At 42.5% G+C, this 23,421-nt stretch carries 27 protein-coding genes; 2 read left to right on the top strand and 25 right to left on the bottom strand.

Features of this window, described 5'->3' with window-relative positions; translation table 11 throughout:
• Window position 1 precedes the first annotated feature (1 nt).
• The 25 genes from cmk to ACNQO6_RS06550 form a co-directional block, all read right to left on the bottom strand.
• Window positions 2–682: a (d)CMP kinase gene (cmk, locus tag ACNQO6_RS06670; protein WP_312049159.1), complete on the bottom strand. Its 681-nt coding sequence runs from the start codon at window positions 680–682 to the stop codon at window positions 2–4.
• Window positions 683–691: 9 nt separating this feature from the next.
• Window positions 692–1,132 carry an SRPBCC family protein gene (locus tag ACNQO6_RS06665; RefSeq protein WP_343578652.1) on the bottom strand — a complete coding sequence of 147 codons (441 nt, stop codon included), beginning with the start codon at window positions 1,130–1,132 and terminating at the stop codon, window positions 692–694.
• Between the two features lie 66 nt (window positions 1,133–1,198).
• A complete protein-coding gene (gene tadA / locus ACNQO6_RS06660) occupies window positions 1,199–1,708 on the bottom strand; it encodes a tRNA adenosine(34) deaminase TadA (RefSeq protein ID WP_343578653.1) in 510 nt (169 codons plus the stop codon).
• Window positions 1,709–1,714: 6 nt separating this feature from the next.
• Window positions 1,715–2,839 carry an enoyl-CoA hydratase/isomerase family protein gene (locus tag ACNQO6_RS06655; protein ID WP_343578658.1) on the bottom strand — a complete coding sequence of 375 codons (1,125 nt, stop codon included), beginning with the start codon at window positions 2,837–2,839 and terminating at the stop codon, window positions 1,715–1,717.
• On the bottom strand, window positions 2,836–3,549 hold the full coding sequence (gene ung, locus ACNQO6_RS06650; RefSeq protein ID WP_343578654.1) for a uracil-DNA glycosylase: 714 nt from the start codon (window positions 3,547–3,549) through the stop codon (window positions 2,836–2,838). The genes ACNQO6_RS06655 and ung overlap by 4 nt, the downstream gene beginning before the upstream one ends.
• A gap of 43 nt (window positions 3,550–3,592) precedes the next feature.
• Window positions 3,593–4,189 (bottom strand): 6-pyruvoyl trahydropterin synthase family protein, encoded by a 597-nt coding sequence (locus ACNQO6_RS06645; protein WP_440208448.1) that lies wholly within the window; start codon window positions 4,187–4,189, stop codon window positions 3,593–3,595.
• Window positions 4,190–4,296: 107 nt separating this feature from the next.
• The gene (gene gspK, locus ACNQO6_RS06640; RefSeq protein ID WP_309346646.1) at window positions 4,297–5,256 is read right to left on the bottom strand and encodes a type II secretion system minor pseudopilin GspK; all 960 of its coding nucleotides are present in this window, start codon (window positions 5,254–5,256) and stop codon (window positions 4,297–4,299) included.
• A gap of 4 nt (window positions 5,257–5,260) precedes the next feature.
• A complete protein-coding gene (gene gspJ, locus ACNQO6_RS06635; RefSeq protein ID WP_440208447.1) occupies window positions 5,261–5,878 on the bottom strand; it encodes a type II secretion system minor pseudopilin GspJ in 618 nt (205 codons plus the stop codon).
• Window positions 5,875–6,303, bottom strand: coding sequence for a type II secretion system minor pseudopilin GspI (gene gspI / locus ACNQO6_RS06630; RefSeq protein WP_228131941.1), 429 nt, complete (start codon window positions 6,301–6,303; stop codon window positions 5,875–5,877). Before gspI ends, gspJ begins: the two co-directional genes overlap by 4 nt.
• Window positions 6,304–6,460: 157 nt before the next feature.
• On the bottom strand, window positions 6,461–7,009 hold the full coding sequence (locus ACNQO6_RS06625) for a pilus assembly FimT family protein (RefSeq protein ID WP_005286249.1): 549 nt from the start codon (window positions 7,007–7,009) through the stop codon (window positions 6,461–6,463).
• 11 nt (window positions 7,010–7,020) lie between these two features.
• Window positions 7,021–7,629, bottom strand: a complete 609-nt coding sequence (locus ACNQO6_RS06620; protein WP_005230824.1) for a TetR/AcrR family transcriptional regulator — start codon at window positions 7,627–7,629, stop codon at window positions 7,021–7,023.
• 41 nt (window positions 7,630–7,670) lie between these two features.
• Window positions 7,671–8,444 carry a TatD family hydrolase gene (locus ACNQO6_RS06615; RefSeq protein WP_440208446.1) on the bottom strand — a complete coding sequence of 258 codons (774 nt, stop codon included), beginning with the start codon at window positions 8,442–8,444 and terminating at the stop codon, window positions 7,671–7,673.
• A gap of 24 nt (window positions 8,445–8,468) precedes the next feature.
• Window positions 8,469–8,813 carry a PilZ domain-containing protein gene (locus ACNQO6_RS06610; RefSeq protein WP_009512599.1) on the bottom strand — a complete coding sequence of 115 codons (345 nt, stop codon included), beginning with the start codon at window positions 8,811–8,813 and terminating at the stop codon, window positions 8,469–8,471.
• A 358-nt stretch (window positions 8,814–9,171) separates the two neighbouring features.
• Window positions 9,172–9,477, bottom strand: a complete 306-nt coding sequence (locus ACNQO6_RS06605) for a hypothetical protein (protein WP_343579006.1) — start codon at window positions 9,475–9,477, stop codon at window positions 9,172–9,174.
• Between the two features lie 193 nt (window positions 9,478–9,670).
• On the bottom strand, window positions 9,671–10,654 hold the full coding sequence (locus ACNQO6_RS06600) for a DNA polymerase III subunit delta' (protein ID WP_440208717.1): 984 nt from the start codon (window positions 10,652–10,654) through the stop codon (window positions 9,671–9,673).
• A gap of 4 nt (window positions 10,655–10,658) precedes the next feature.
• Window positions 10,659–11,420: a 3-deoxy-manno-octulosonate cytidylyltransferase gene (kdsB, locus tag ACNQO6_RS06595; RefSeq protein ID WP_343579007.1), complete on the bottom strand. Its 762-nt coding sequence runs from the start codon at window positions 11,418–11,420 to the stop codon at window positions 10,659–10,661.
• Window positions 11,421–11,429: 9 nt separating this feature from the next.
• Complete coding sequence (gene lpxK / locus ACNQO6_RS06590; protein WP_440208445.1) at window positions 11,430–12,437, bottom strand: tetraacyldisaccharide 4'-kinase; 1,008 nt, start codon at window positions 12,435–12,437, stop codon at window positions 11,430–11,432.
• A gap of 2 nt (window positions 12,438–12,439) precedes the next feature.
• Window positions 12,440–14,167, bottom strand: a complete 1,728-nt coding sequence (gene msbA / locus ACNQO6_RS06585) for a lipid A export permease/ATP-binding protein MsbA (protein ID WP_440208444.1) — start codon at window positions 14,165–14,167, stop codon at window positions 12,440–12,442.
• A complete protein-coding gene (locus tag ACNQO6_RS06580; protein ID WP_005230836.1) occupies window positions 14,164–14,592 on the bottom strand; it encodes an ExbD/TolR family protein in 429 nt (142 codons plus the stop codon). The genes msbA and ACNQO6_RS06580 overlap by 4 nt, the downstream gene beginning before the upstream one ends.
• A 14-nt stretch (window positions 14,593–14,606) precedes the next feature.
• Window positions 14,607–15,236 carry a MotA/TolQ/ExbB proton channel family protein gene (locus tag ACNQO6_RS06575; protein ID WP_440208443.1) on the bottom strand — a complete coding sequence of 210 codons (630 nt, stop codon included), beginning with the start codon at window positions 15,234–15,236 and terminating at the stop codon, window positions 14,607–14,609.
• Window positions 15,237–15,283: 47 nt separating this feature from the next.
• The gene (locus ACNQO6_RS06570; protein WP_032869404.1) at window positions 15,284–16,171 is read right to left on the bottom strand and encodes a ParB/RepB/Spo0J family partition protein; all 888 of its coding nucleotides are present in this window, start codon (window positions 16,169–16,171) and stop codon (window positions 15,284–15,286) included.
• Window positions 16,168–16,950, bottom strand: coding sequence for a ParA family protein (locus ACNQO6_RS06565; protein ID WP_005230839.1), 783 nt, complete (start codon window positions 16,948–16,950; stop codon window positions 16,168–16,170). Before ACNQO6_RS06565 ends, ACNQO6_RS06570 begins: the two co-directional genes overlap by 4 nt.
• 17 nt (window positions 16,951–16,967) lie before the next feature.
• Window positions 16,968–17,603, bottom strand: coding sequence for a 16S rRNA (guanine(527)-N(7))-methyltransferase RsmG (gene rsmG, locus ACNQO6_RS06560; protein ID WP_343579010.1), 636 nt, complete (start codon window positions 17,601–17,603; stop codon window positions 16,968–16,970).
• Window positions 17,604–17,777: 174 nt separating this feature from the next.
• Window positions 17,778–18,467 carry an N-acetylmuramate alpha-1-phosphate uridylyltransferase MurU gene (gene murU / locus ACNQO6_RS06555; protein ID WP_440208442.1) on the bottom strand — a complete coding sequence of 230 codons (690 nt, stop codon included), beginning with the start codon at window positions 18,465–18,467 and terminating at the stop codon, window positions 17,778–17,780.
• Window positions 18,467–19,480 carry an aminoglycoside phosphotransferase family protein gene (locus tag ACNQO6_RS06550; RefSeq protein WP_440208441.1) on the bottom strand — a complete coding sequence of 338 codons (1,014 nt, stop codon included), beginning with the start codon at window positions 19,478–19,480 and terminating at the stop codon, window positions 18,467–18,469. Before ACNQO6_RS06550 ends, murU begins: the two co-directional genes overlap by 1 nt.
• A gap of 118 nt (window positions 19,481–19,598) precedes the next feature.
• Between ACNQO6_RS06550 and ACNQO6_RS06545 the strand changes: the two genes are divergently transcribed.
• Window positions 19,599–22,070, top strand: a complete 2,472-nt coding sequence (locus ACNQO6_RS06545) for an LPS-assembly protein LptD (RefSeq protein ID WP_343579013.1) — start codon at window positions 19,599–19,601, stop codon at window positions 22,068–22,070.
• Entirely contained in the window at window positions 22,070–23,386 is a 1,317-nt protein-coding gene (locus ACNQO6_RS06540) for a peptidylprolyl isomerase (RefSeq protein WP_343579014.1), read from the top strand. The genes ACNQO6_RS06545 and ACNQO6_RS06540 overlap by 1 nt, the downstream gene beginning before the upstream one ends.
• The last annotated feature ends 35 nt before the right edge of the window (window positions 23,387–23,421 follow it).

Below are 23,421 nucleotides of genomic sequence, written 5' to 3'. Positions count from 1 at the left end.
TCTATTGAATACGGCTATCGATATAGTCCACCATTAACTGAAACACTTCATCGATGCCTATTGTAGAACTATCAATGACATACGCGCCTTCAGCTGGCTTGAGCGGAGCAACTGTTCGCTCCATATCTCTTTTATCTCTAGCCTGTATGTTAGATAAAATGTCGCTTATTTTAGCATCAAGACCCATACCCTGCAACTGTTTTACACGGCGCGCTGCACGAGATTCAGCCGATGCGGTCAAATAAATCTTGGCTTGGGCTTCTGGAAAAATCGAAGTCGCCATATCACGACCATCAGCCACCAGACCAGGTGGCTGGATAAATGCACGCTGACGTTCGAATAAAGCTTTTCTCAACTCCGGAACAGCCGCAACTCTAGAAGCATATTCACCAACCTGCTCTGTACGAATGGTATTGGTGACATCAACCCCTTCCAGAAGGACAAGTGTTGCTGCTGGTGTAGACTTAAATTCAATATCGAGCTGGGTGGCATATTTAACACACTGCTCCAGCTGGGTATCCAGTTGATCGAGTAAGCCATGTTGAAACAAAGACAGCCCAAGTAAACGATATAACGCACCAGAGTCTAATAAGCTAAAACCATAATGTGCGGCAATTTTTGCAGCCAATGTGCCTTTACCAGAACCACTTGGACCATCAATCGTAATAATATGAACTGTCATTCCCATCTCTTATGAAGCAACTGATTTGGCTAATTTTGAAAAACCTAGTGTAATCGCTGCTTTGAGTTGTGCAAGAACTAATTTACTTACAAAAGGTGCTTTTGCTGTAAATTCAATCTTATAAGTGACTAAAGTCACAAAAGGTGTGATTTCTTTAAAGTCAATTTGCCCTAAATGGTGTTTTACCAGCGGATTGTTGATCAATTTGTATTCAATGCGTTTATTCTCTTCCAATAACGTGATTTCTTCTTGTAGCGGTTTAATCGGCCCAAATCCCATGCGGCGAATTGAACCAATCCCGTCAGGACGTTCTGGATCAGCCGAATCTTTCACACGAACCACCTGTAATGGCGCAAATGCCTTGTTATAGGTGGCATGTTTTGACAACAAGTCAAAAACCTCAGAGATCGGTGCATTGAATTCTTTTTTTATCGTGATTGCATTACGCATAACTTCGCCTTTTGATTTTACCCAAAAACATTGGAGGCTTAGTGTGCCACAACTCATGAGACATTTTTAATCATTTAAGGACGTTTTTGACGAACGGATTTTCTTCTTTTCACTTCGTCTTTGTTTGAAAAAATCACTCAGCTGCAAGGAACATTGCGCTTGCAAACATCCTTGTTCAAAAACAAATTTATGATTGTAATAACCACTTTCAAGCAATTGCCGCGCACTCACCAGAGAACCTGCTTTGGGTTCAGTTGTAGCAAAAACGACCCGCTTCACCCGTGCATGCACCAATGCTCCCACACACATTGTGCATGGTTCAAGTGTGACGTAAAGGGTTGTATCTTCCGGTAGCCGATAGTTATTCAATGCCTGACAAGCTGCACGCAACGCCTGTATTTCCGCATGTGCAGTGGGATCTGAAAGTTTAATCGGTGCATTATAGCCCGCACCAATGACCTGATCATCACTGACAAGAACGGCACCAACAGGAATTTCTCCCTGTGATGCCGCTAATGCAGCCTGCTCATAGGCAAGCTGCATCCAGTATTCATCATTATGATTTTCTACAGTCATAGCAACTTAAGCAATCACGCCATAGTGCTTTAATAACGCATTCCAGCTCTCAATATTGGTTACAGGTGCGCAATCGCCCAAGATTCCCTTAAGCGTTAACTGTTCTGTTGCTTTCCATTCAGGAGACAAGTCTTTGTCTACCAGACGGGCACGCACACCTTCAACAAAATCAGGGTGACGGATTTTCCACTCAGAAATTTGCGCTTCCAATGCAAACACTTCATCCCATGCATGACCCTGTTTACCCCATTGCCATAATAACCAGGTAATCGCCGCCGTACTTGGTGAACCTTTTTGCAGGTTTTCACTGGCCTGACGTAACCAGTCACTACTTGCATCACTGAGGCCAATAATTGATTGATAGTCATATTCAAAGCTCTGACCACGACAAACGCTATGAATCACATCAATGGAATTTTGCAACGGCCCCGCAGCCACAGGACGATGTAAACTGTTCAAGGTATCATCAATGGCACGGAAAGCACCCGCTGGATAATGGTTCCAGTCGACATTTAATACTTTTTGCAGCACATTATCACGTTGTGCTTCGCAGATATGCGTCGCCCAACCCACACTGAACGCACCTGCTGCAGTCATGATAGAACCGGTTAGACCTGTAAACAAACCGATTTGACCACGGTCAGCCAGGAAACGGCTTGCACCGACATCTGGATATAAACCAATATTGATTTCAGGCATTGCCAGACGCGAATATGGCGTCACCAAACGGAATGGCGCTGCCATAAACAAGCCCAGCCCACCACCCATCACATAACCTTCGCCCCAAACCACGATGGGTTTCGCATAATTATGTAACAGTAAGTCCAGTGCATATTCTTGCTGGAAAAACTGGTTTGCTGTTTCCACTTCCTTATTAATAACGAGCTGACGTAATTTACGCACATCCCCGCCTGCACAGAATGCTTTTGGCGTGGTCGAATCGAACCAGATCGCTTTAACACTTTCATCTTCATGAAAATGCTCAAATACTTTCAGCAGAGCACTTACAATCGGCTCATCTAAAGCATGCAGTGATTTAGGGCGATTAAGACGAATGATTCGCCAACCATTTTTTGCATGCTCAATAACTAAATCAGGATGATAGCTATTTAAATCGGGAGAAGTCATTATGCGTCCAATTGCCAGTCTATAGGCTCAATGCCATGTTGTTTCAAATATTGATTGGTTTTAGAAAATACTTTGCAGCCAAAGAAACCACCACGGTTTGCAGCAAGTGGTGATGGGTGAGCTGCACTGAGCACAAGATGCTTGTTACGATCAATACGTTGTCCTTTACGCTGTGCATAAGCGCCCCATAAAATAAACACGATATGTTCACGCTGCTCGTTCAATACATCAATGACTGCATCGGTAAAGTCTTCCCATCCCTGTTTTTGATGTGAAGTTGGCTGTCCTGCCGCGACCGTAAGTACACTGTTGAGCAATAACACACCTTGTGCTGCCCATTTACTCAAGTCACCATGACGAGAAACAGGCACACCCAGATCGGTATTTAATTCGTGAAAAATATTACGCAAAGATGGAGGTAATGCAACCCCTCTTTGCACGGAAAAACTTAAACCATTGGCCTGATTCGGTCCATGATAAGGATCTTGTCCCAGAATCACGACCTTCACTGCATTTAATGGTGTGGTATTTAATGCATTAAAGATCTGTTTGCTTGGTGGATAGATGACTCTTTCTGCAAGCTTTTCTTGCTGTAAAAACTCACGCAAATTATCCATTTTAGGACTCAGAAGAAACTCTGACAATGAGATTTTCCAAGACTCGTCCAACTGAACCTTATTAAGTTTGTCCTGTTGCTGTTCAGTAAAATGCATCAACATTCCTTGAAATAAATTCTTTTATTTAAGTGAAAGATACTTAAATATTAACTTGTAATTCTACATTCGGATTCTGGAATTTTGTTCCTTTTTTCAGGTTTTCATACATCTGAATATCACTCCATTCAGCCTGTATCTGCTCTGAAAACACAATCTGTTCCAGACTCAATTCACCCATTTGTGCATTTTCAATATCTTCCTGAAAACTCTGTGCATAGCCCGTATCAGTTTCATGAACAATCACTGAATACACTTCAACATCCCCTTCACCATTCTGGGTCACAGTTGAATTGAGCACTTGCTGGGCGAGATAGAAAAAGATACGCGAAAACTGTTCTGCTGAAGGTGAAACAGGTAAGGAAATCCAGCGCGCACTGAATGTCTTACATGCATCAATATAAGCAGGATCATCTTTCTGCCAGAAACAGATGGCATGATCGAAGCTATCATATAGCTCCTTGATAACGCCTTTAAGTAAGCCGAAATCATAGACCATCTGCCCATGATCCAGCTTTGACGCTTTTAATAATAATTCAACTTTATAACTATGCCCATGAATCGAACGCTTACAACGATCCGATGTACAGTTACGTACAATATGAGCATTCTCAAATTTAAACAATTTACGAATTAACATGCACCAAGCTAATCTTTATCTGCAAACGGATTTTATTATAAAGCAAAAAAACATGGATTGGGATTGATTTTAAACCTTGTCACCATTTGACAAATCAATCTACACATTTATTGGAAAGGTGAAAGACTTCTTGAATAAACAGTCACTTGCTTATCTTTACGTGCCAAAGCACTGGTAAACTGACGTTTCCGTTCGCTTAAAACCACTTCAATCTGTGCCGTAAAAAAGTTGGATTTACTGTCTAGTAAAGCTGTTGCATCGGCTTTGTTTGCTTCATCTATTCCAGAAAAAACACTTAATTGCCATAAATCATCCACATTATTGAAATAGGTCAGGTTGGCCTGTTTGGTTTTTAATGCTTGTTCAAGTGCTTTGACATCAATCTTTGGATCAATACTGGCCAATAACAGTGCTGGTGCTGTATTCATATTGACCTTGGTGTACTCCGGTAATGCCGTGACATAAGCTTTAATCAAATCATAATTTTTACCTTCAAAGCCTCTGACCAGTTTCAACTCTTCCACACTATGAAACTTGGTATTTGGTGTCAGATAAGCGGGATCCAAGCCCTGATAATAATTACTTTCCGCACCCATCGCACCTGTGGTTTCATCATCAACATCTTGCCAGTCAATCACGGCCTGGCTGAGCTCTGCGGGCAGACCAACCCGTTGTAGCAGCTTTTCAAACCAGCGTCTCGAAGCCTCGTCTACTTGGGTTCCATCTGCCTTGACCAGATTATTCAGGTTAAATTTGCCCGACTCATCGACTAAACGCCCCGCAACATAGCCATCATCCACAGGAAATGGCGGCATCGGCTTGGCCCAGTTTTCCTGTAAATGATCAATACTTTCACCATTATCACTGTCCTGAATCAGCAATTCCGAAAAAAATGCTTCTGCACTTTTAGCATACAGTAAGGACTGGTTCTGACGCATCAAATAGCCGGTATTCTCGGCAGTATTGGTCTGTCGTTTGGCAATAGTTGCCGCCAGAATCGTGGCCAAGGCCACCATCACCAGAATGGTTAACAATGCGATACCATGTTGAGATGAGTGATTTTTCATGGCATTACTGACCGCCCACATCTGAAGTATTATTTAACAGACTATATATCCACTCATAATCGGTCCCTGCAACCGTCAACTGAATTTTGATACCGCGAGGTAATCTCTTCAATTCAGCAATATTACTTGGATCACTATTTTCAGGCCATTGCGTCAATTCTTGCGGGTTCAATACCGTCAGCTTAAATTGGTCGACATTTTCCAGCAAAGTACTTGAAACAGGTTGTACACGATTGGGAATATTCAGATTCGAATATTTCAGGCGATAGACTTTCTTTTGGGCAGCATCATAGCGGTATTCAATACGCTCGTAAGGAGACAAACCCTGTTTCAATGGATCAGAAACACCTGCCTTGCTAAATGCAAAGTGCTGATCATTCAACACCAGCGCTGCCTGCAACTGTCGATCATCATTAGCAGTTAAAGGAATCATCTGCAGACTATCTCTTAGCACCTGCTGATAGGCGTCCTGCAAGGCAAATAAATGCATTTCATGTTCGGCATTGCGATCTTTGACTTTTAATAGATAGTCAAAAACTTTCCAGCCCAGCATCGAAAGTACTGCAAAGATTGCAATGGCAACCAATAATTCGACCAGGGTAAATGCACGTGTGTATTTCATTGTGTTCTGGCCTTCGCAGGATAGTTAAAGAACACAAGATTGGTAATGCCCGCTTCGACCTTGCCTTGTTCATTATTAAATAAGCTGACTTGCAACTCGATCCGCTGGATCTTCGGGCTAATCGTCGATTGTGCTTTTTTATCAATTTGCCACGTTTCACCTTGAGATGTGACTTGCTTGGATTGCGTACCCTCCAGCCACTCCTGGTTCATTTCCATCATCGCCACTTCATTCATCGCTACAAATTGTGCTTTGGTTCTTAAAATGGCATTCGATGTTGACTGGGTGTATTGCATTGCAACCTTGGTTAACGCAATTGCTGCAACTGCGAAGATCGCCAGCGCCACCATCACTTCAAGTAAGGTAAATCCTGAAGCAGGTCTCCGCCGAGCAACGCTCGGCCCTGCTGCAAGACCGAAAGCTATGCTTGAGGTGCGAGGTTTCTGCCCTGCTGCAAGACCGAAAACTATGCTTGAGGTGCGAGATTTGTGTTCTGTTGAAAACCGAAAAGCTATGCTTGAGTTGTAAGCTTTCTGTGCTTTCACAAGACAACAAGCATTTTCTGGAAGACCTGTTACAGACTTAATTTTCATTGACCTTACCCAAATGATCCAGCTCTAACTCATGTCCAATCGGCTGTTGCTCATAATAAAACTGGATTCGAACAGGTTTCGCTTCACCGTTTCCAAACCAGATGAGTTGAGGAGCCTTACCCCCCAGTAAATCTTCATTTTTGGCTTTGTTATAACTTGCTGTATCTAAACTTTGAATCGTTAAAGAAACATTATTGGGCAATTGACGGGTCTTAAATTCTTTATAGAGTTGCCAGGTGCGATCAGCCTGCTGAATCTGTTCACGGCTCTGGTCATGATATTCAAACAAGTTATAACTAAAAGGTGCGACATCTGTTGCATTTTGAGTATTTAAGGCAAAGACTTTGGCCTGATCAGTCGCTTCCTTATTGATTTTCTTCAGATCAAGAATAAACATCTCTCGGGCTTGCATGGCCCTGCGCTGATCAACGCCGCCGATATTCAAAACCACGAGAGATGCCATAATCGTCATAATCACAATCACCACCATCACCTCAATCAAGGTAAAGGCTTTTTGCGAATGCTGTGGTGATCTCATACGCTTTTCAACTATGCAAGAACAGGTTCAACCAGCTTCGGCAATGCCAAAGCCTGTTCAATATAAGCAACACGTAAAGTGTCTCGAGAACCTAAATAGCGCTGATAAAAACTCGAATTCAGAATCACCGCTGCACCATAGGTCAAAGACCAGATTGAAGCCAGATAATCACGTGTCGTCATGGTACTGTTTATATCCAGTAAATAACTTTCGGTCATACGGATAATGATACGCAGACGCTGTCTACGCACTTTATATAATTCACTGAATAATAATTGAATGCCTTGTCCAGTAGTAGAAAGCCGCTCTTCGATCTGATGGAAGAGCGCAGTACGCTCCGGATGATGTAAATGGTGCAACATAAAGAAAGCCAGATGTTCAGGAAATGCTTTTTCGGTATCCTGAATCATTTCCAGCAACATGCGCTCATTACGAATAATCAGCAACATATAGAGTTCATCTTTACTTTGAAAGTGCTTATATAACGTGCCCTTTGCAAGATCCAGCTCGGCAGCCAACGCATCCAGCGTCATGCCTGCCTCACCATTTTCTAATAGGAGTTGCTCCGCGATTTGAAAAATTAATACTTCTCGTGCTCTAAACTGAGCTTGACGATCCATTTTCACGTAATAACTCTCTTTCCTAGTACAACAAAAACCGTTTATTTCAAATTTAAGAGATTTTCAAAATTTTGTGTTGTAATCATGCCAATCTCTTCAACCGATTTATCATATACATCGCTTAATGCTTTTGCTACAAAAGGAACATATTTCGGTTCATTGCTTTTACCGCGATAAGGCACTGGCGCTAAGTAAGGACTATCCGTTTCAATCAAAAGACGATCAAGCGGCACTTGCTTTGCCACATCACGCAAGTCCTGCGCATTTTTAAAAGAAACAATCCCGGAGAAAGAAATATAATAACCACAATCCAGAACAGCTTTTGCTGTTTCCCAATCCTCGGTAAAACAATGCAAAATACCATGTGTAGACTGCTCTGCACGAATAATATCAATGGTATCGTGCTTGGCTGCACGGGTATGCACAACCACAGGCTTTTTCACGATTTTTGAAGCTTCAATGTGTCGCGCAAAGCAACGTTTCTGTTCTTCAACAAAATCCGTACTGTGATAATAGTCCAGACCGGTTTCACCCAAAGCCCACACTTTATCGGACTGAGCCAGATTGACCAGATAGTCTGTTGTTGCACGCGCCATGATCTGTTCGTCCTCACAAGGATGAACACCCACCGAATAGCCAACGTCTTCATGTCGTGCAGCAATTTCTGCCAGCTTGACATGATCTTCAAGATCAACTGAAATTCCCATGAATTTCGATACACCGGCAAGACGGGCTTGTTCCAGTGCCTGATCCAAGTCGCCTTGATAAGGACTTAAATCCAGCATGGTTAAATGGCAATGCGTATCAACAAACACTCTTCTATCCTATTTACTTCATTACTACATGGTATAACTTGGACGGTCCAAACCTTTGGATCCAGCCAGTAATTTCTCAGCTTCATTTTTATAATACACGCCTTTTTCACCTGCGAGCTGTATGGCAAAACCTTGTGGCTTAAAATGCGTCTGTTTATGCGAAATCCAGATGACTTTTCCGGTTAATGGAATCTTTTGGGCTTGTTCCGGCAGTGTTGCCAGTACAAAAACCTCCTGTCCCATTTTTACTGCCTGCTTGGTCGGCACAAATAAACCGCCACCTTGGACAAAAGGCATATAACTGGCTTGTAAGGTCGCTTTATCTGGAATATTGACCTGTATAATTCCGCCCATCATTTGTGGTTGCATAACTTTCCCCTGTTCAATACTGAATGATCAAAATACAGAACGTGTACTGCGATTTATCTATAAAACTTCAAACGATATTTATCGAATTTATAGCTTCATCTTTCATCTTCGTTCATTTAATATGTATACGTCTTTTATGACTGAATTATAGAAAACAATCCAGTAAACAACAAATGATGTTTAGGAAAATTATGTTTAAATACATAAAATGAAACTTATTTACTGCATTCCGAATCATGCACGCGATTGTTTTAGAATAGATGACAATTGAAAAGAAATGACAAGAAACTTAAGCACCTGATTAAAAAAACCGCTGTGATCAGCGGTTTTCAATTCAATCATGCAAAAATAGATTTGTTTATTTTTCCGTACACTTATAATCAAAGTCTAACTTACTGATCATTTGATCAGTATTTCTGGCAATAACAGAAATATTATTGGCTCCAGCTTCAATATAGAATTTACCACTGAACTGATTTACGCCCGAACCTCGGGCATGATTAAAAGAATAGCTATACACACATTCATAAGCCTGTGATCCCGCATTGGATGCATTAATCTGAAAAGATGTTCCATTCACATTTGAAACGAACTTGGGTTCAGCCATCGCTATGCTGGGTAAAAGCACAAATGACAACGCAATCGCCATAGATTTGATTTTCATCTCTATATTCCTTATTTTTTAATATTATTGTGAAGTATTTCACATTTTATATTCTTTTTTGATCAAGGATTAAAGAGCAATCTACACTTTAGATACAATTTTTACACAAACACAAAAAATCAGGGAACAGCTTATTTTCTATAAGCCCTTTCCCTGTTTTGTAGACTTAAGCATGAGTAAAGCAGGTTAAGAATCAGGCAACATTCATCAATTGGATGAATAATTCATCCATCACCAGCTGTGTTTGAACATTCTGCTCAACCATGCGTTTTTTCTGTTGCAAGTCGGAATAAATTGCAAAGAGCTGCTCAAGGTTATAACACTCACCCAGCTGACTAAAATCCAGATCATCATTCTTAAGTGACTGATTGAGTTTCAAACTCACCAAATCCCCCAGCAGATATTCAAACATGGTCAAAAACTCAGAAAAACTGAGCTCTTTAGACCACTTATTTGAGTAATGCAAAGGCATGTTTTTTTCCGCAACCAACTTCAGCCAGTCGGCAAGAAAGAGGTTACGTTTCTGCAGCCAGTCACTTTTTTCAATTTCAATCGCGGTCAGTGGCATATCATTGGCAAGATTCAATAACAAGGCCACTTGGCTCGATGAAATTTCCGGGATCTGCTGCTTTACGAAAGTCTGGGCCTCTTCAATGCTTAAACGATCCAGCGCAAAGTGTTGTAAACGGCTGCGTATGGTGGCAGGTAATTTCAGATAATGATCTGCCAGCAAAATCAGCACCACACGCTCGCCAGGTTCTTCCAGTGTTTTCAATAAAGCATTTGCCGAAGCCGTGTTTAAGGCTTCAGCTGGTTCAATGACCACAACACGCCAGCCTTCCCCTGTTTGTTGCACAAAAGGAAGTAAGTCGCGTATTTTCTCAATCTTGATTTTTGCGTTTTGTTTTTTATTTTCTTCGTCTGTGGTGATATGTACATAATTCGGATGTGTATCCGATTTCAGCCACTGACAACTGCTACATTCACCACAAGCCGCTTGTGGCTGCTTATTTAAACAAAGCACCCAAGCGACAAAACGTTCTGCAAACTCTTTTTTGGCGCAGCCTTGTTTGCCATAAAAGAGTAGCCCGTGACCAAGATTAGGAAATCGTGTACTGAGCAATTCCCATGTCTGTGCATGCCAGGGGTAAAGTGTCTGTGTGTGTGTATCGACCATCATCTTATTCAAATGCACTCACAGGTAGAGTATTGAGACGATCTAAATCCGCCTGTGTGTCTACGCCCGGGGGTAAATTCGCTTCTGCGACATCAATGGCAATACGATGGCCATTTTCCAAAACCCGTAATTGCTCAAGACTTTCCAGCTTTTCCAGATTGCCCTGTTCCCACGTCACATATTCTTGTAATAATTTCACACGGTAAGCATATAAACCTAAATGGCGAAATGCCTGAGTATGCAATGTAGATACGGCTTGCTTGGCGCCATCACGATCATAAGGAATGGTCGCGCGACTGAAATAAAGCGCCTCATTACGCTTATTCATCACCACTTTGACGATGCTGTCACGTTGAAATTCATCTAATTGATGAATCGGTTCACACAAAGTAGACATTGAGCATTGCGGATGATCAAGTAAAAGCTGTGTGACCTGTTGTACCAATTGAGCTGGCAATAAAGGTTCATCCCCTTGTACATTGACAATCACATCATCTGCTGCCCACCCCTTAATCCGCGCAACTTCGCTTAAACGATCAGTACCAGAGGGGTGTTCAGGATTGGTTAGAACCACATCTACGCCTTCTGCCTGACAGACTGCTGCAATACGCGGATCGTCTGTTGCAACACATAAATCATCAAAACCAGCAACTTTTTTAGCCTGATCCACCACACGCAAAATCATCGGTCGGCCATGAATCAGGAGTAATGGTTTTCCTGGCAAACGAGAGCTCGCAAAACGAGCAGGAATAACAATATGCTTCATGATAGATCTCTAAAAAAGTTGAATCCCGACCTGTTTTAATTGCTGCTTTAACAGCTCATAACAGTCAGGCGATAATACGGCTTCGACGGGGACCACCCAGATCGGAATATTGAATTCAGGATGTTGCTTTAATAATGCCTTAAACTTTACAGCATCTTTTTCAGTGGTAATGATCGCATCGGGATTATCAAAGCTTAGATCAGCGATTTCATAATCATGATGATCGGGAAATTCATGCGCCTGATACTGATCAACCCCGAGCTTATTCAATGTCTGGTAAAACCGTTGGGGAAAACCAATACCGACCACCGCATTAAAATACTGTTTTGGCTCAAACCAAGGTGTATTCATATGAGGATTTAGCAGATAAGGCTGACCCACTTCCAGATGCATATTCTGCCGAGGTTGTGCCGCTTTGGTATGTTCAATCACCGTACTATGGTTTAGGCGTGATTTAGGTTCTCTTAAATAACCTTCCGGCAACAGTTTCTCATTCCCCAGACCGCGATTCTGATCCAGCACAATCCATTCTATATCGCGGGCTAAAGCCCAATGCTGTAAACCATCATCACTAATAATCAGATCAAGCTGCTCATTTTGCAGTAAGAGTTCAATTGCAGCCTGTCGATTGGGACCAACAGCCATAGGTACCTGAGTCGACTGGACAATCAGACAAGGTTCATCGCCAGCAATATCCGGTTCTGATGTTTGACTGACCAAAAGCGGAAATGGGCCTTCAGCCCCATAGCCCCGACTGATCACGCCGACCCGGACTCCCTGTTGTTGTAAGTGCTTCACCAACTGAATCAGCAAAGGGGTTTTACCACTACCACCAACTGTGATATTGCCAATGACCATGACCGGAACAGGAGCTTTATAGACTTTTTTCAGACCCTTTTGATAAAGCGCCTGATTGGTACAGAAACCCAATCGATATAACCATGACAGTGGGCGCAACACCACCAACCATGAAGCCTGTTCATTCCAAGCATCCTGTATACGTTGCGCCATCGACATGCTTAGTCTTCCTCAAAATTGCGTTGATGTAATTGATAATACATACCATGCTTGGCCAACAGCTCAGCGTGGGTACCTTGCTCAATAATCTGGCCTTTGTCCATCACCACAATCAGATCGGCATTTTCCACGGTGGATAAACGATGGGCAATCACAATCGTGGTACGACCCTGCATTGCCTCATCAAATGCTTGCTGGATAAAATATTCAGATTCATTATCCAGTGCACTGGTTGCCTCATCAAGAATCAAGATTGGCGAATCTTTAAGAATGGCACGGGCAATCGCAATACGTTGACGCTGACCACCAGAAAGGTTTAAGCCCTGCGCACCCAGAATGGTGTCATAGCCTTGTGGCAGATTCATGATGAAGTCATGGGCATAGGCTGCTTTTGCTGCCGCAATCACCTGTTCATCACTTGAATCTTGTAATTGACCATACGCAATATTGTCGCGTACCGAGCGGTTAAATAGTACAACCTGCTGATTCACTGTGGCAATTTGAGAGCGTAAATAAGCCAGCTCAATTTCTTTGACCGCAATGCCATCATAATAAATCTGACCTTCGCTCAACTCTTGAAAACGTGGCAACATATTGACCAGCGAGGTCTTACCTGCGCCTGAACGCCCCACCAGTGCGACTGTTTGTCCCGCCTTGATGGTTAAAGACAAATCTTTAATTGCATGGGTACCATCTTCATAACGTAAGTTGGCATGATCAAATTGAATATTGCCTTTTAAAACTGGCTTCAACTGACCATTATTCACTTCTTCAGGTAAATCCAATAACTCAAATACCGAGTGTGCTGCAGCCAGACCACGTTGCAATTTTTCATTGATATCGGTCAAATTCTTGACAGGTTTAGAGATCAAACCCGCAGCGGTAATGAATGAAATGAACTCACCCGCAGAGGTATCGCCAAACACCTGTGGACGGAGTGCCAACCAGAGAATGATTGCCATCGCCATCGACAACAACAGCTGAATGATTGGACTGTTAATATTTTGTACCACGACCATTTTCAGGCCGCGACGTAAGTTTTCTTCAGATGACTTATAAAAGCGCTTCTGCTCAAACGCTTCACCAGTAAAGCTCTTCACTACCGAGTTTGCAGTAATGGTTTCTTGTACCACATGGTTGACATCACCCATGGTATTTTGCACCTGAATCGAGAGCTTACGCATCTTTTTCGATGCGATTCTGACCAAAATACCAATAAACGGCATGAAAACCACGATACATAGGGTTAAACGCCAGTTGGTATAGAGTAGATAACTCAATAGGCCAATCACAATCAAACCGTCTTTAATCAAAGTCTGCAAAGACTCAGAAGATGCTGCGGTAAGCTGCTCAACGTTATACATCAGCTTTGCGCTGATATGACCGGCACTGTTATCGAGATAATACTGAGCTGGCAGTCTTAAAAGCTTTGCATAAACTTCCTGACGAATGCTGAATACCAGACTACGGGAAATCACCGCCGAGAAATATCCACCGAGGAACAAACCTACGCCACGGAAGAACATGAGCAAGACAATCAGCGCAGGAAACCAGTCCAGATTCTCTCGACTACCATTTTGAATTGCATCGATAATGTATTTCAGCAACTTTGCCACAGAGACTTCTGTGGCAGCATTGATACCAAAACCAAGCAAGACAAATAAGGCAACGCCCCAATAAGATTTTAAATATGATATTAAGCGGACATAAACCTTAAAATCTTGATTCACTCAGTAAAACCTCTAGTTGGAACTTTAGTGCTGATATTGACGTTGACGAAGCCGAGCTGACCAGCCACATCCATCACCCGAATCACGTCTTGATGAGTGGCTTTTGCATCAGCAGCAATAATAAACATCAAATCGCGACGATCTTGTGCCACCTGCTTGATGGCCGTACTTAAATCAGCAATATCTTTACTGGATAATGCCTGACCATTCACAGAATAATGCCCTGTGGAGTCTACCATGATTTCAATTTTATGATCGAACTGTTTAGGCGGAACCCCTTGCGCATCAGGCAGTGTCAGATTTATACGACTTTGCTGACTAAAAGTCGTGGATAATAATAAAAACACCAAAATAAATAACAAACAGTCAATCATTGGTGTCAAATTAATATGAATATCTTCAACTTGAGAACGTTTAAATTTCATGATGCCACCTCGGCTCAGCTTGCGCGACGGTGTTCTTGTAAAGGAGACGCTTTTTTATAGAAAAGCGCAGCATGAAACAAAGTCGATTGCTGTTCCAGCTCTGCAATATATTCATGCACGACACGTTGAAAATAACGATAGGCAATCATGGCAGGAATCGCAATCAGCATCCCCACTGCGGTCGTAATCAAGGCTTTTGAAATGCCGGGCATCATCATGCTGGCATTGCCCGCAGAGCCCACATCAATCACAAGGAAAGATTCGATAATTCCCAGCACCGTACCCAGCAAACCCAGCAAAGGTGCAATTGCACTTAAAGTCCCAAGAAAATTAATATTTTTTTCGAGTGCGCCGATTTCTTGTGAAGCAGTTGCTTCCATTTGCGCACGTGCAAATTGTTCACCTTGTGCCTGATGATCATAACCTGCTTTTAAAATGCGTCCGAGTGGACTTTTTAAAGCTCCATCTTGCTCAAGCTGGGCAATTACCGTGTCAGCATCTGTTGCATTAACCAGTAAGGCCTGAGGTAAAACTTGTGATCGCTTTAAACGAATATATCGTTCAATCGTAATCGCAACCGTAAAAATTGATGACAGAATAAGGGGCAGCATTAACCAGCCACCCGCTTTCACAAGTTCCCACATATTATTCCCCAATAATATTTAAAATATAAAAGGACGTATCCTAAATATTAGTTAGGCAAACAAATATTGAGGATTCCATCCAACTCATCCAATGAGTGATAGTGAATGACCATTTTTCCTTTACCTTTCTGGTTATGGTCAATTTTGACATTTGCTCCGAAACGCTCTGAGAGTTTCTGTGTCAATTGTTCAATGTCAGGAGAAAGCTGCGCCTTTTCCTTTTCAGGTTTTGGTTCACTCCACTCACGTACTAACTGTTCAGTTTGACGTACCGACAAGCCTTTTTCAATCACGATTTGCGCCACTGAAATCTGGTCTTTGGTTTTTAACGCAAGAATGGCACGTGCATGTCCCATATCAATTTGACCCTGTTGCATCAGGTCTTTAATCGGATCTGCGAGGCTTAAAAGACGTAATAAATTACTGACCGTGGTACGCGCCTTGCCGACGGTATCAGCGATTTCCTGATGACTTAAACCAAACTCGTCATGGAAACGCTGTAAGGCCATTGCCTGATCAATCGGATTTAAATCCTGACGCTGAATGTTTTCAATTAACGCTAAAGCAATGGCAACCTGATCATTCAGATCACGGACAATTGCAGGAATTTCAGTCAGTCCTGCCAACTGGGCAGCGCGCCAACGACGCTCACCCGCAATAATTTCGTATGGATGCTGTTCATCCTCAACAGGACGAATCACAATCGGCTGCATGACACCATGTTTTTCAATCGATGCTGCAAGCTCTTGTAAGTCTTGTTCATGAATAAAGCGACGTGGCTGATATTCACCACGCTTTAATAAATTGACATCAATCTGCTTGAGTTGACCATGGTCCAAGGCCTGTGCTTCAAGTTGCAATTTCTCTTTCTGAATTGAACCTAATAGCGCATCTAAACCACGACCTTTAGCCAATCCGCGTTTTTTGATGCTCATACAGCACTTCCTTTTTTCACTTTACTTTTCTTCAATATTTCTGCAGCGAGATTCAAATATGAAACTGCGCCTTTAGAACTTTTCTCAAAATAGATCACAGGTAAACCATGAGCTGGTGCTTCCGCCAAACGGATATTCCGCGGAATCACGGTCTCGTATAGCTTTTTACCAAAATATTGCTCTAACTCGGCAGAGACATCACGTGTCAATGCATTACGAGCGTCATACATGGTACGTAATACCCCTACAATTTCCAAGTTTGGATTCAGGGCTTTTTGTATACGGTCAATGGTTTGTGTCAGGTCAGCCAAGCCTTCCAGTGCATAGTACTCACATTGCATTGGAATAATCACGCCATTCACGGCAGCCAAAGCATTGACCGTAATCAAACTTAAGCTTGGTGCGCAATCAACAATAATATAATCAAAAGCAGAAGCGACTTCTTGCAGTGCATTTTTCAGAATAAATTCACGCCCTTCCTGCTCTGCAATGGCCAGTTCTACCCCAGCAAGTTCACGGTTTGCACCTAAAACCTTATAACCGACTTCTGCTTTTTGAATCGCAGTTTCAATCGGCACTTCACCCAGCAACACATCTGTCACCGAGTACAGTAAATCATTCTTTTGAATGCCAGACCCCATGGTGGCATTCCCTTGTGAGTCCATATCAACCAACAAGACACGTTTTTTTAAGATCGCCAAAGAGGCAGCAAGATTGACTGCTGTCGTGGTTTTCCCTACACCACCTTTTTGGTTTGCAATCGCAATAATTTGAGCCATGATTACCCTTAATATTTTTATTGAATACGTTGAAGTAAAAGTAAATGACGTTGTTCATCTAATCTCGGGACACGAAGTTCAATGATCTTACATGAATACTCATTTTTCATTTGCTCAATTTCATCAGCTGGAATCAAGCCTTTCATTGCAGCAATAATACTCTGCTCATGCATATATGGTTGTGCTGCATCGACAAAGTCAGTCAAAGACGCAAATGCGCGACTTGTAATGACATCGAACTGACCAAGCTCACCAATACTATCTTCATTTTCAACACGTGTCTGAACGGCAATGACATTTTGCAGTTTCAAATCAGCAATAAACTGCTTCAGGAACCGGATCTTTTTCCCGTTCGAATCCAGCAGCACGCAAGAACGTTCTGGCTGACATAATGCAATGATCATGCCCGGCATTCCACCGCCAGTCCCTACATCTAATAAACGACCTTGAGGTAAATCATTCAAGATACTTAAGCTATCTAATAAATGTTTAACCAGCATTTCTTTCGGGTCACGAATCGCCGTTAAATTATAGGCCTTATTCCACAGCACCAGCGCATCTTGATATTTCAATAAGAGTGTTAGGGCGTCCTCACTCAGGTTCAGACCCAGAGCTTGACTACCTTGCTTTAATTCTTGAAAAAAAGGATGCATAACAGTGCAACATCTCGATAAATTTGCTGTGCAGTATACCGATTTCTGATACAAGGCACAGTAGGACTTGTTGAACGATTATGCAGTTAATCATTTACAGACATGATAAACTGCACAATCCATTAAGTTTTTGTCTTTTCTTAGGCAAATCCAAGATAGACAAAGCAATTTTTATTATGCAAACGCACCTTGCTTGATCTGCTGATCAAGCTGCTCTAGACGCTCAGGTGTCCCGACATCGACCCAGATCGCCTGCATCTTTTCTGCTGAAACGTGCTGCTGTTGCATCGCCTGTTTCAACAACGGTGCCAATGGCCGCTTGCCATGCTCTAGCCCAGTAAACATGTGCGGTGCTATAACAGCCACACCACTATAAGTTAAGGCTTCCCCTAACTGCTCTTGCTCAAAAGTATAAGCCAAATCATTGGCCAGGATGAAGTCTCCTTTTGGATGTTGAGGCGGGTTTTCGACCAAGACCAAATGCGCTTGCTTCTCTCCTAACCGAACATTCAGTAATGACGAAAAGTCCATGGTGGTCCAGACATCACCATTCACCAGAATGAACGGCTCATCACCCAATAATGGCAAGGCATTGATGATACCGCCCGCTGTTTCCAGCCCTTCACCTTCGTGTGACCACAAGATTGTCACACCAAATTGAAAACCATCTCCTAGGGCGGCCACCAACTTATCACCTAACCACGCGGTATTAATCACAATTTCGGTGACACCAATCTTCTGCAGTTTTTCAATATGCCAGACAATCAGCGGTTTTCCGCCCACTTCCAGCAAAGGCTTCGGCGTATGCAACGTCAGTGGACGCATGCGATTACCTAAGCCTGCGGCAAGAATCATCGCTTTCATTATGCTGCAACCTCATAATCACCGTATTTGGCAATAAACTTAGGCATCACCACATCACGGATAAATTGCATAAACTCATTCAACTCATCATAGCCTTGGCTTTCTTCAAGCAAGTACCACATTACACGTGGTAAATCTTTTAAATAGCCTGATTTACCATCACGTTCAAACAGACGTACAAAAATGCCTAAAATCTTGATATGACGCTGAATCGCCATCAGGTCGGCATCACGTTTAAACTGCTCAAAACTACGATTTTCTTTGGCAGAAGCTGGCAACAAGTTATAGAACACTTCAAACCATTGATACACACGTTCAGCATTCCACTGTACATAGGCATCACGGGTAATCGAAATCAGATCATACGTATCCGCACCAACCACCGCATCTTGAAAATCAATCACACCCAGTTCCTGTTCACCTTCAATTTTCATCAGATTACGACTGTGAAAATCACGATGTACAATCACTTGTGGCTGTTGAGTCGCTTCAATTGCCAGAAAGTCAAACGCTTGCTCAATGGTTTCTAGCTGCTGCTCTGTTGGTTGAATATTTAATGAAGGCAACATCCATTCTGTCAGCAAACGCATTTCTGTCATGAGCTTTTCATAAGAATAAGCCGGTAAATGAGCCTGCCCATCCACCTGTTGCAGTTCAATCAACTGTTTAAAGCTTTGCGCATAGTACTCATCTACTGTCTTATCATTCAGTAATGTTGATAGCACCACATCACCAAAATCTTCCAGAAGCAATAAACCCAATGTCAGGTCTTTAGCAACGATATGCGGAACACGCACACCATTTTTGTCAAAGAACTCATCGATATTTACAAATGGTGCACAATCTTCTTTTTCAGGCGGCGCGTCCATGAGCATATATGTTTTGTTTTGTAACTTAATTCGCGCATAACGACGAAAGCTTGCATCTCCTGCTAAAAAGTTGATCTCGAACTGATCAGATTGGAGAGTGGCTTGAAGCCAAGTTTGTATCAATTGTTCACGTTGTGTATTCATTTGCAATAAAATCTAAAACTAGCTGAGATTTTGAAAGCTTAAGTGTAGCCACTTATCAACTTTTTCTCTATGATGCGACAATAATTAATTGTGAATTAGCGTACTGGTTAATGAGACAATGAAACATCAGTTTAAATTTAATCCTTTAGCAACAGCTATTTTGACACTCTTGTGCGGCGGCTCGATTCAATCCAGTTTCGCGGCACCAGCTGATGCTGTCTCTACGCTTGACAACAAACAGCTCAAAGCAGCCATTCGAAATCAAGGACAGCAAGATCAGGAAAGTTATCCTGGAGAAAGTTTTTTCCAGCAATATTACGTAGACAAATCTGCACCAGAAGCACAATTGCGCGACAACCGCTATTTAAGCTCCTCTTTTTGCCAAGGCACTTGGGTTACGCCGATTAATCCCGAAACCAAGGCAGGCGATGCAAGTACAACCACCTCCGTGATTACAGCGGATTATGGACATTATAATCCAGCAGGTGACTCTGTTTTGCAGGGTAACGTAGTCATTGATCAAGAAGGTCGCACTATTCGTGCCGACCAAGTTACGATTGACTCGACCCAAACGCATGCCAATGCCGAAGGCCGTGTACAACTTGCGCAATCTGGCCTGCTCACCCAAAGTGATGCGATTGACTATAATTTAAAGACCCAGACTGGGGATTTAAATAACAGTTTCTATATCTCCGAACAACAACATGCACATGGTCATGCCACCCAGATCAAACGTGCCAATGAGAATCTGGTGATCTTTAAAGATGCGAGTTATACCGCATGTCCACCAGAACAAAAACCTGCATGGAAAATTCAGGCCAAAGAAATTGAGTTAAATCAGGATACAGGTCGTGGTGTGACCCGTGGTACAAAATTTTACGTAAAAGATGTACCCGTCCTTGCCGTCCCGTATTTCAACTTTCCAATCGATGACCGCCGCACCACAGGTTTACTCAGCCCAAACTTTGGCTATAGTAATGATGGTGGCGCTCAACTTGCTGCACCGGTTTATCTCAACCTTGCACCGAATTACGACCTTACGCTTACGCCAAGCTTTATGAGTAAACGTGGTGCCAAATTAGATGCCGAATTCCGCTATATGACTGAAAACTTCGGTTCAGGTCGTATTTGGGGTGGTTATATTGCTCAAGATAATCAATATGATGACCAGGACCGTGAAGACCTGCATTTTCTTCACAACTGGAGAATTAACGATCAATGGTCAACCAATCTGGAATATAACTACGCATCAGATAAAGACTATTTCTCAGATTTCAATAACAACCCCAACACTCGTACAGATCTAAATTTACGTCGTGCCTGGGAACTCAATTATGGCAATGGCATCCCAGGTCTTAGAGCGCAATTAAAAGTTGAAGACTTCCAGACACTGGATAAAACCATTAAAGATGCAGATAAACCTTACGCGCGATTGCCACAATTCTTATTAAATTATGTCACTGGTGATCCACAAGGTCTTCAGTATGAATTTAATAACGATACCGCATACTTCAAGAAATCAATTGAAGATGGTTCTGCACTAGAATCCAGTGGTACCCGTATCTATAACCAGTTTGCTGTTCGATACAACTACCTGACCCCATCATGGTTCTATGTGGTACCAGAAGTTTCTGTTCGTAGCATCAATACCTTCTTCGACCAGGATTCAAAAGAAGGTCGCGGATTATCATCTTCAGATGATTTAGAAAAATCAGTTGTTGTTCCTCAGTTCACACTTGCTACAGGGATGACCTTTGAAAAAGACGGCAAGTATCTACAAAGCATTTCACCCCGTGCTTTTTATGCTTATTCACCGTATAAAAAACAGGATGATCATCCAAACTTTGACTCAACTTCTGCGTCAATTAACTATGATCAATTATTTAACCCTTACCGTTTCTATGGTCATGACCGCTTAGATGACAACAACTTCCTGTCACTAGGGGTCACTTATAGCCTTTTAGATACTGAAGGTTTAGAACGCATTAAAGCCAGTGTCGGACAAAGTTATTATTTTAGTGATCGTCGTGTCAGCCTAAATGAAAAACTGGATGAGTTTGATACCCAACGCCGTACCGGCCCTATCGTCAGCCTGTCTAGCCAGCTCAACCAGAACGTTACGATCAGCTCAAATGCCGCCTGGATGTCAAATGGTGACAATGCCCAACGCGATTTCCAAGCTTACTACACAGGTGATAAAGGCAATCTATATAACTTAGGTTATTTCTATCGCAAAGAGATTACCGATCGTCAAGATTCATATGACCAAGTGGTTGCATCCTTTATACAACCTGTAAAAGACAATTGGCGTATTATGGGGCATGCTCAATACGACATCGACAACAACGTGATGCGTGAATATTTACTTGGCGTAAATTATGAATCTTGTTGTTGGGCTGTGTCAGTCTATGGCCGTTCTTACTATAACGATCTGGATGATCCAAATACTCCGGGAGTTCGTAAAAAGAATGCGGTTATGGCTGAATTCACACTAAAAGGTCTTGGTGCTTTAAACAATAAGCTCGCTTCACTTCTGGAGAATAGAGTTTTAGGTTTCAACAAAATTAATCAATCTTGGACACAACGTTAATGAAGATAAAACCTTTTCAACATATCTTTAGAGCCACTGTTCTCGCTGCCCTAATTTCTTCATCAATGCAAAGCTTTGCTCAACCAACGGATGAGGTTGTTGCAATTGTGGATAATAGTGTCATTCTTAAAAGTGATTTAGAACAAGGTGTTGCTGAAACAGAACATCAATTAAAAGCACAAAACAAAACAGTTCCACCGCAACAATACTTGCAAATGCAGGTTTTAGACCAGCTGATTGTCCGTCAAGCCCAGCTTGAACAGGTTAAGCGTTACGGTATTAAAGCGGATGAAAAAACCTTAAATGCTGCAGTGCTGAAAGTTGCAAATCAATCTGGCGCCAACTCACTCGAAGCGTTTCAGCAAAAGTTAGACGCTATCGCGCCTGGGACTTATGAAAACTTGCGTAATCGTGTTGCAGAAGATCTTGCAATTGGCCGCTTACGCCAACAGCAAGTCATGTCACGTATCAAGATTAGTGATCATGATGTTGAAAACTTCCTGAAATCTCCAGAAGGTCAAGCTGCACTCGGTACACAGGTTCACGTGATCCATATGCGTATTTCTGGCGATAATACCAATGAGGTTCAACAAATTGCTCAACAGGTCAAACAATCACTGTCAACCAGTGATGACCCTAAAGCCATCAGCAGCAAACTTTCGACCGGTGCTGTAAAAGTCGATGGTCTTGATATGGGCTTCCGTTCATTATCAGAGATTCCGACAGAACTCGCAGCACGTATCACGCCACTTCAAGTAGGACAAACAACCGAACTGATCAACGTACGTGATGGCATACACGTATTAAAGTTACTTGAACGTAAACAGAATGATCAAAAAGCACTGGTTCCACAATATCAGACGCGTCACATTCTGATTCAGCCTTCTGAAGTAGTGAGTCTGGATCGTGCCAAGCAAATGATTGATAGCCTATACAAACGTGCTAAAGCCGGTGATGATTTCGCAACCTTGGCCGCAACCTATTCAAATGATACAGGTTCAGCACGTGATGGTGGTAGCTTAGGTTGGGTTAGTCCTGGTGTAATGGTGCCTGAATTTGAAAAAGTCATGAAGGAAACTCCTGTTGGTCAAGTCAGCCAACCGTTCCAGAGCCAATTCGGCTGGCATATCCTTCAAGTAACAGACACTCGCCAACAAGACATGACCAAAGAAGTGCAAGAACGTATGGCACGTCAAATTCTGGGTGAACGTCAGTTTGATACTGAAGTCGACAGCTGGATGCGTGAACTTCGCGCCAATGCCTATGTCGAAATCAAAGACGCCAATCTAGACTCTAAAGCTCAGCAAAAAAAGTAAGCTAAGCTCAGGTAGAATGCCAGCCGCGTGCTGGC

It is taken from the genome of Acinetobacter calcoaceticus (assembly GCF_051947995.1).
GTDB lineage: Bacteria > Pseudomonadota > Gammaproteobacteria > Pseudomonadales > Moraxellaceae > Acinetobacter.
Note: the sequence above shows the minus strand (reverse complement) of the source record. Positions and strands in the feature narration are given on the sequence as shown.

Bases quoted from the DNA above. Each gene is read 5' to 3' on its own strand.
- ACNQO6_RS06600 (WP_440208717.1), bottom strand. From the start codon at position 10,654: ATGGTCGATACACACACACAGACACTTTACCCCTGGCATGCACAGACA.
- ACNQO6_RS06580 (WP_005230836.1), bottom strand. From the start codon at position 14,592: ATGAAATTTAAACGTTCTCAAGTTGAAGATATTCATATTAATTTGACA.
- ACNQO6_RS06610 (WP_009512599.1), bottom strand. From the start codon at position 8,813: ATGCAACCACAAATGATGGGCGGAATTATACAGGTCAATATTCCAGAT.
- tadA (WP_343578653.1), bottom strand. From the start codon at position 1,708: ATGACTGTAGAAAATCATAATGATGAATACTGGATGCAGCTTGCCTAT.
- murU (WP_440208442.1), bottom strand. From the start codon at position 18,467: ATGAAAGCGATGATTCTTGCCGCAGGCTTAGGTAATCGCATGCGTCCA.
- cmk (WP_312049159.1), bottom strand. From the start codon at position 682: ATGACAGTTCATATTATTACGATTGATGGTCCAAGTGGTTCTGGTAAA.
- ung (WP_343578654.1), bottom strand. From the start codon at position 3,549: ATGCATTTTACTGAACAGCAACAGGACAAACTTAATAAGGTTCAGTTG.
- rsmG (WP_343579010.1), bottom strand. From the start codon at position 17,603: ATGCATCCTTTTTTTCAAGAATTAAAGCAAGGTAGTCAAGCTCTGGGT.
- ACNQO6_RS06625 (WP_005286249.1), bottom strand. From the start codon at position 7,009: ATGAGATCACCACAGCATTCGCAAAAAGCCTTTACCTTGATTGAGGTG.
- gspJ (WP_440208447.1), bottom strand. From the start codon at position 5,878: ATGAAATACACACGTGCATTTACCCTGGTCGAATTATTGGTTGCCATT.
- kdsB (WP_343579007.1), bottom strand. From the start codon at position 11,420: ATGAAGCATATTGTTATTCCTGCTCGTTTTGCGAGCTCTCGTTTGCCA.
- ACNQO6_RS06545 (WP_343579013.1), top strand. From the start codon at position 19,599: ATGAAACATCAGTTTAAATTTAATCCTTTAGCAACAGCTATTTTGACA.
- ACNQO6_RS06575 (WP_440208443.1), bottom strand. From the start codon at position 15,236: ATGTGGGAACTTGTGAAAGCGGGTGGCTGGTTAATGCTGCCCCTTATT.
- ACNQO6_RS06540 (WP_343579014.1), top strand. From the start codon at position 22,070: ATGAAGATAAAACCTTTTCAACATATCTTTAGAGCCACTGTTCTCGCT.
- ACNQO6_RS06570 (WP_032869404.1), bottom strand. From the start codon at position 16,171: ATGAGCATCAAAAAACGCGGATTGGCTAAAGGTCGTGGTTTAGATGCG.
- ACNQO6_RS06665 (WP_343578652.1), bottom strand. From the start codon at position 1,132: ATGCGTAATGCAATCACGATAAAAAAAGAATTCAATGCACCGATCTCT.
- lpxK (WP_440208445.1), bottom strand. From the start codon at position 12,437: ATGTCGATGGCGCAACGTATACAGGATGCTTGGAATGAACAGGCTTCA.
- ACNQO6_RS06550 (WP_440208441.1), bottom strand. From the start codon at position 19,480: ATGAATACACAACGTGAACAATTGATACAAACTTGGCTTCAAGCCACT.
- ACNQO6_RS06565 (WP_005230839.1), bottom strand. From the start codon at position 16,950: ATGGCTCAAATTATTGCGATTGCAAACCAAAAAGGTGGTGTAGGGAAA.
- ACNQO6_RS06620 (WP_005230824.1), bottom strand. From the start codon at position 7,629: ATGGATCGTCAAGCTCAGTTTAGAGCACGAGAAGTATTAATTTTTCAA.
- ACNQO6_RS06645 (WP_440208448.1), bottom strand. From the start codon at position 4,189: ATGTTAATTCGTAAATTGTTTAAATTTGAGAATGCTCATATTGTACGT.
- ACNQO6_RS06605 (WP_343579006.1), bottom strand. From the start codon at position 9,477: ATGAAAATCAAATCTATGGCGATTGCGTTGTCATTTGTGCTTTTACCC.
- gspK (WP_309346646.1), bottom strand. From the start codon at position 5,256: ATGAAAAATCACTCATCTCAACATGGTATCGCATTGTTAACCATTCTG.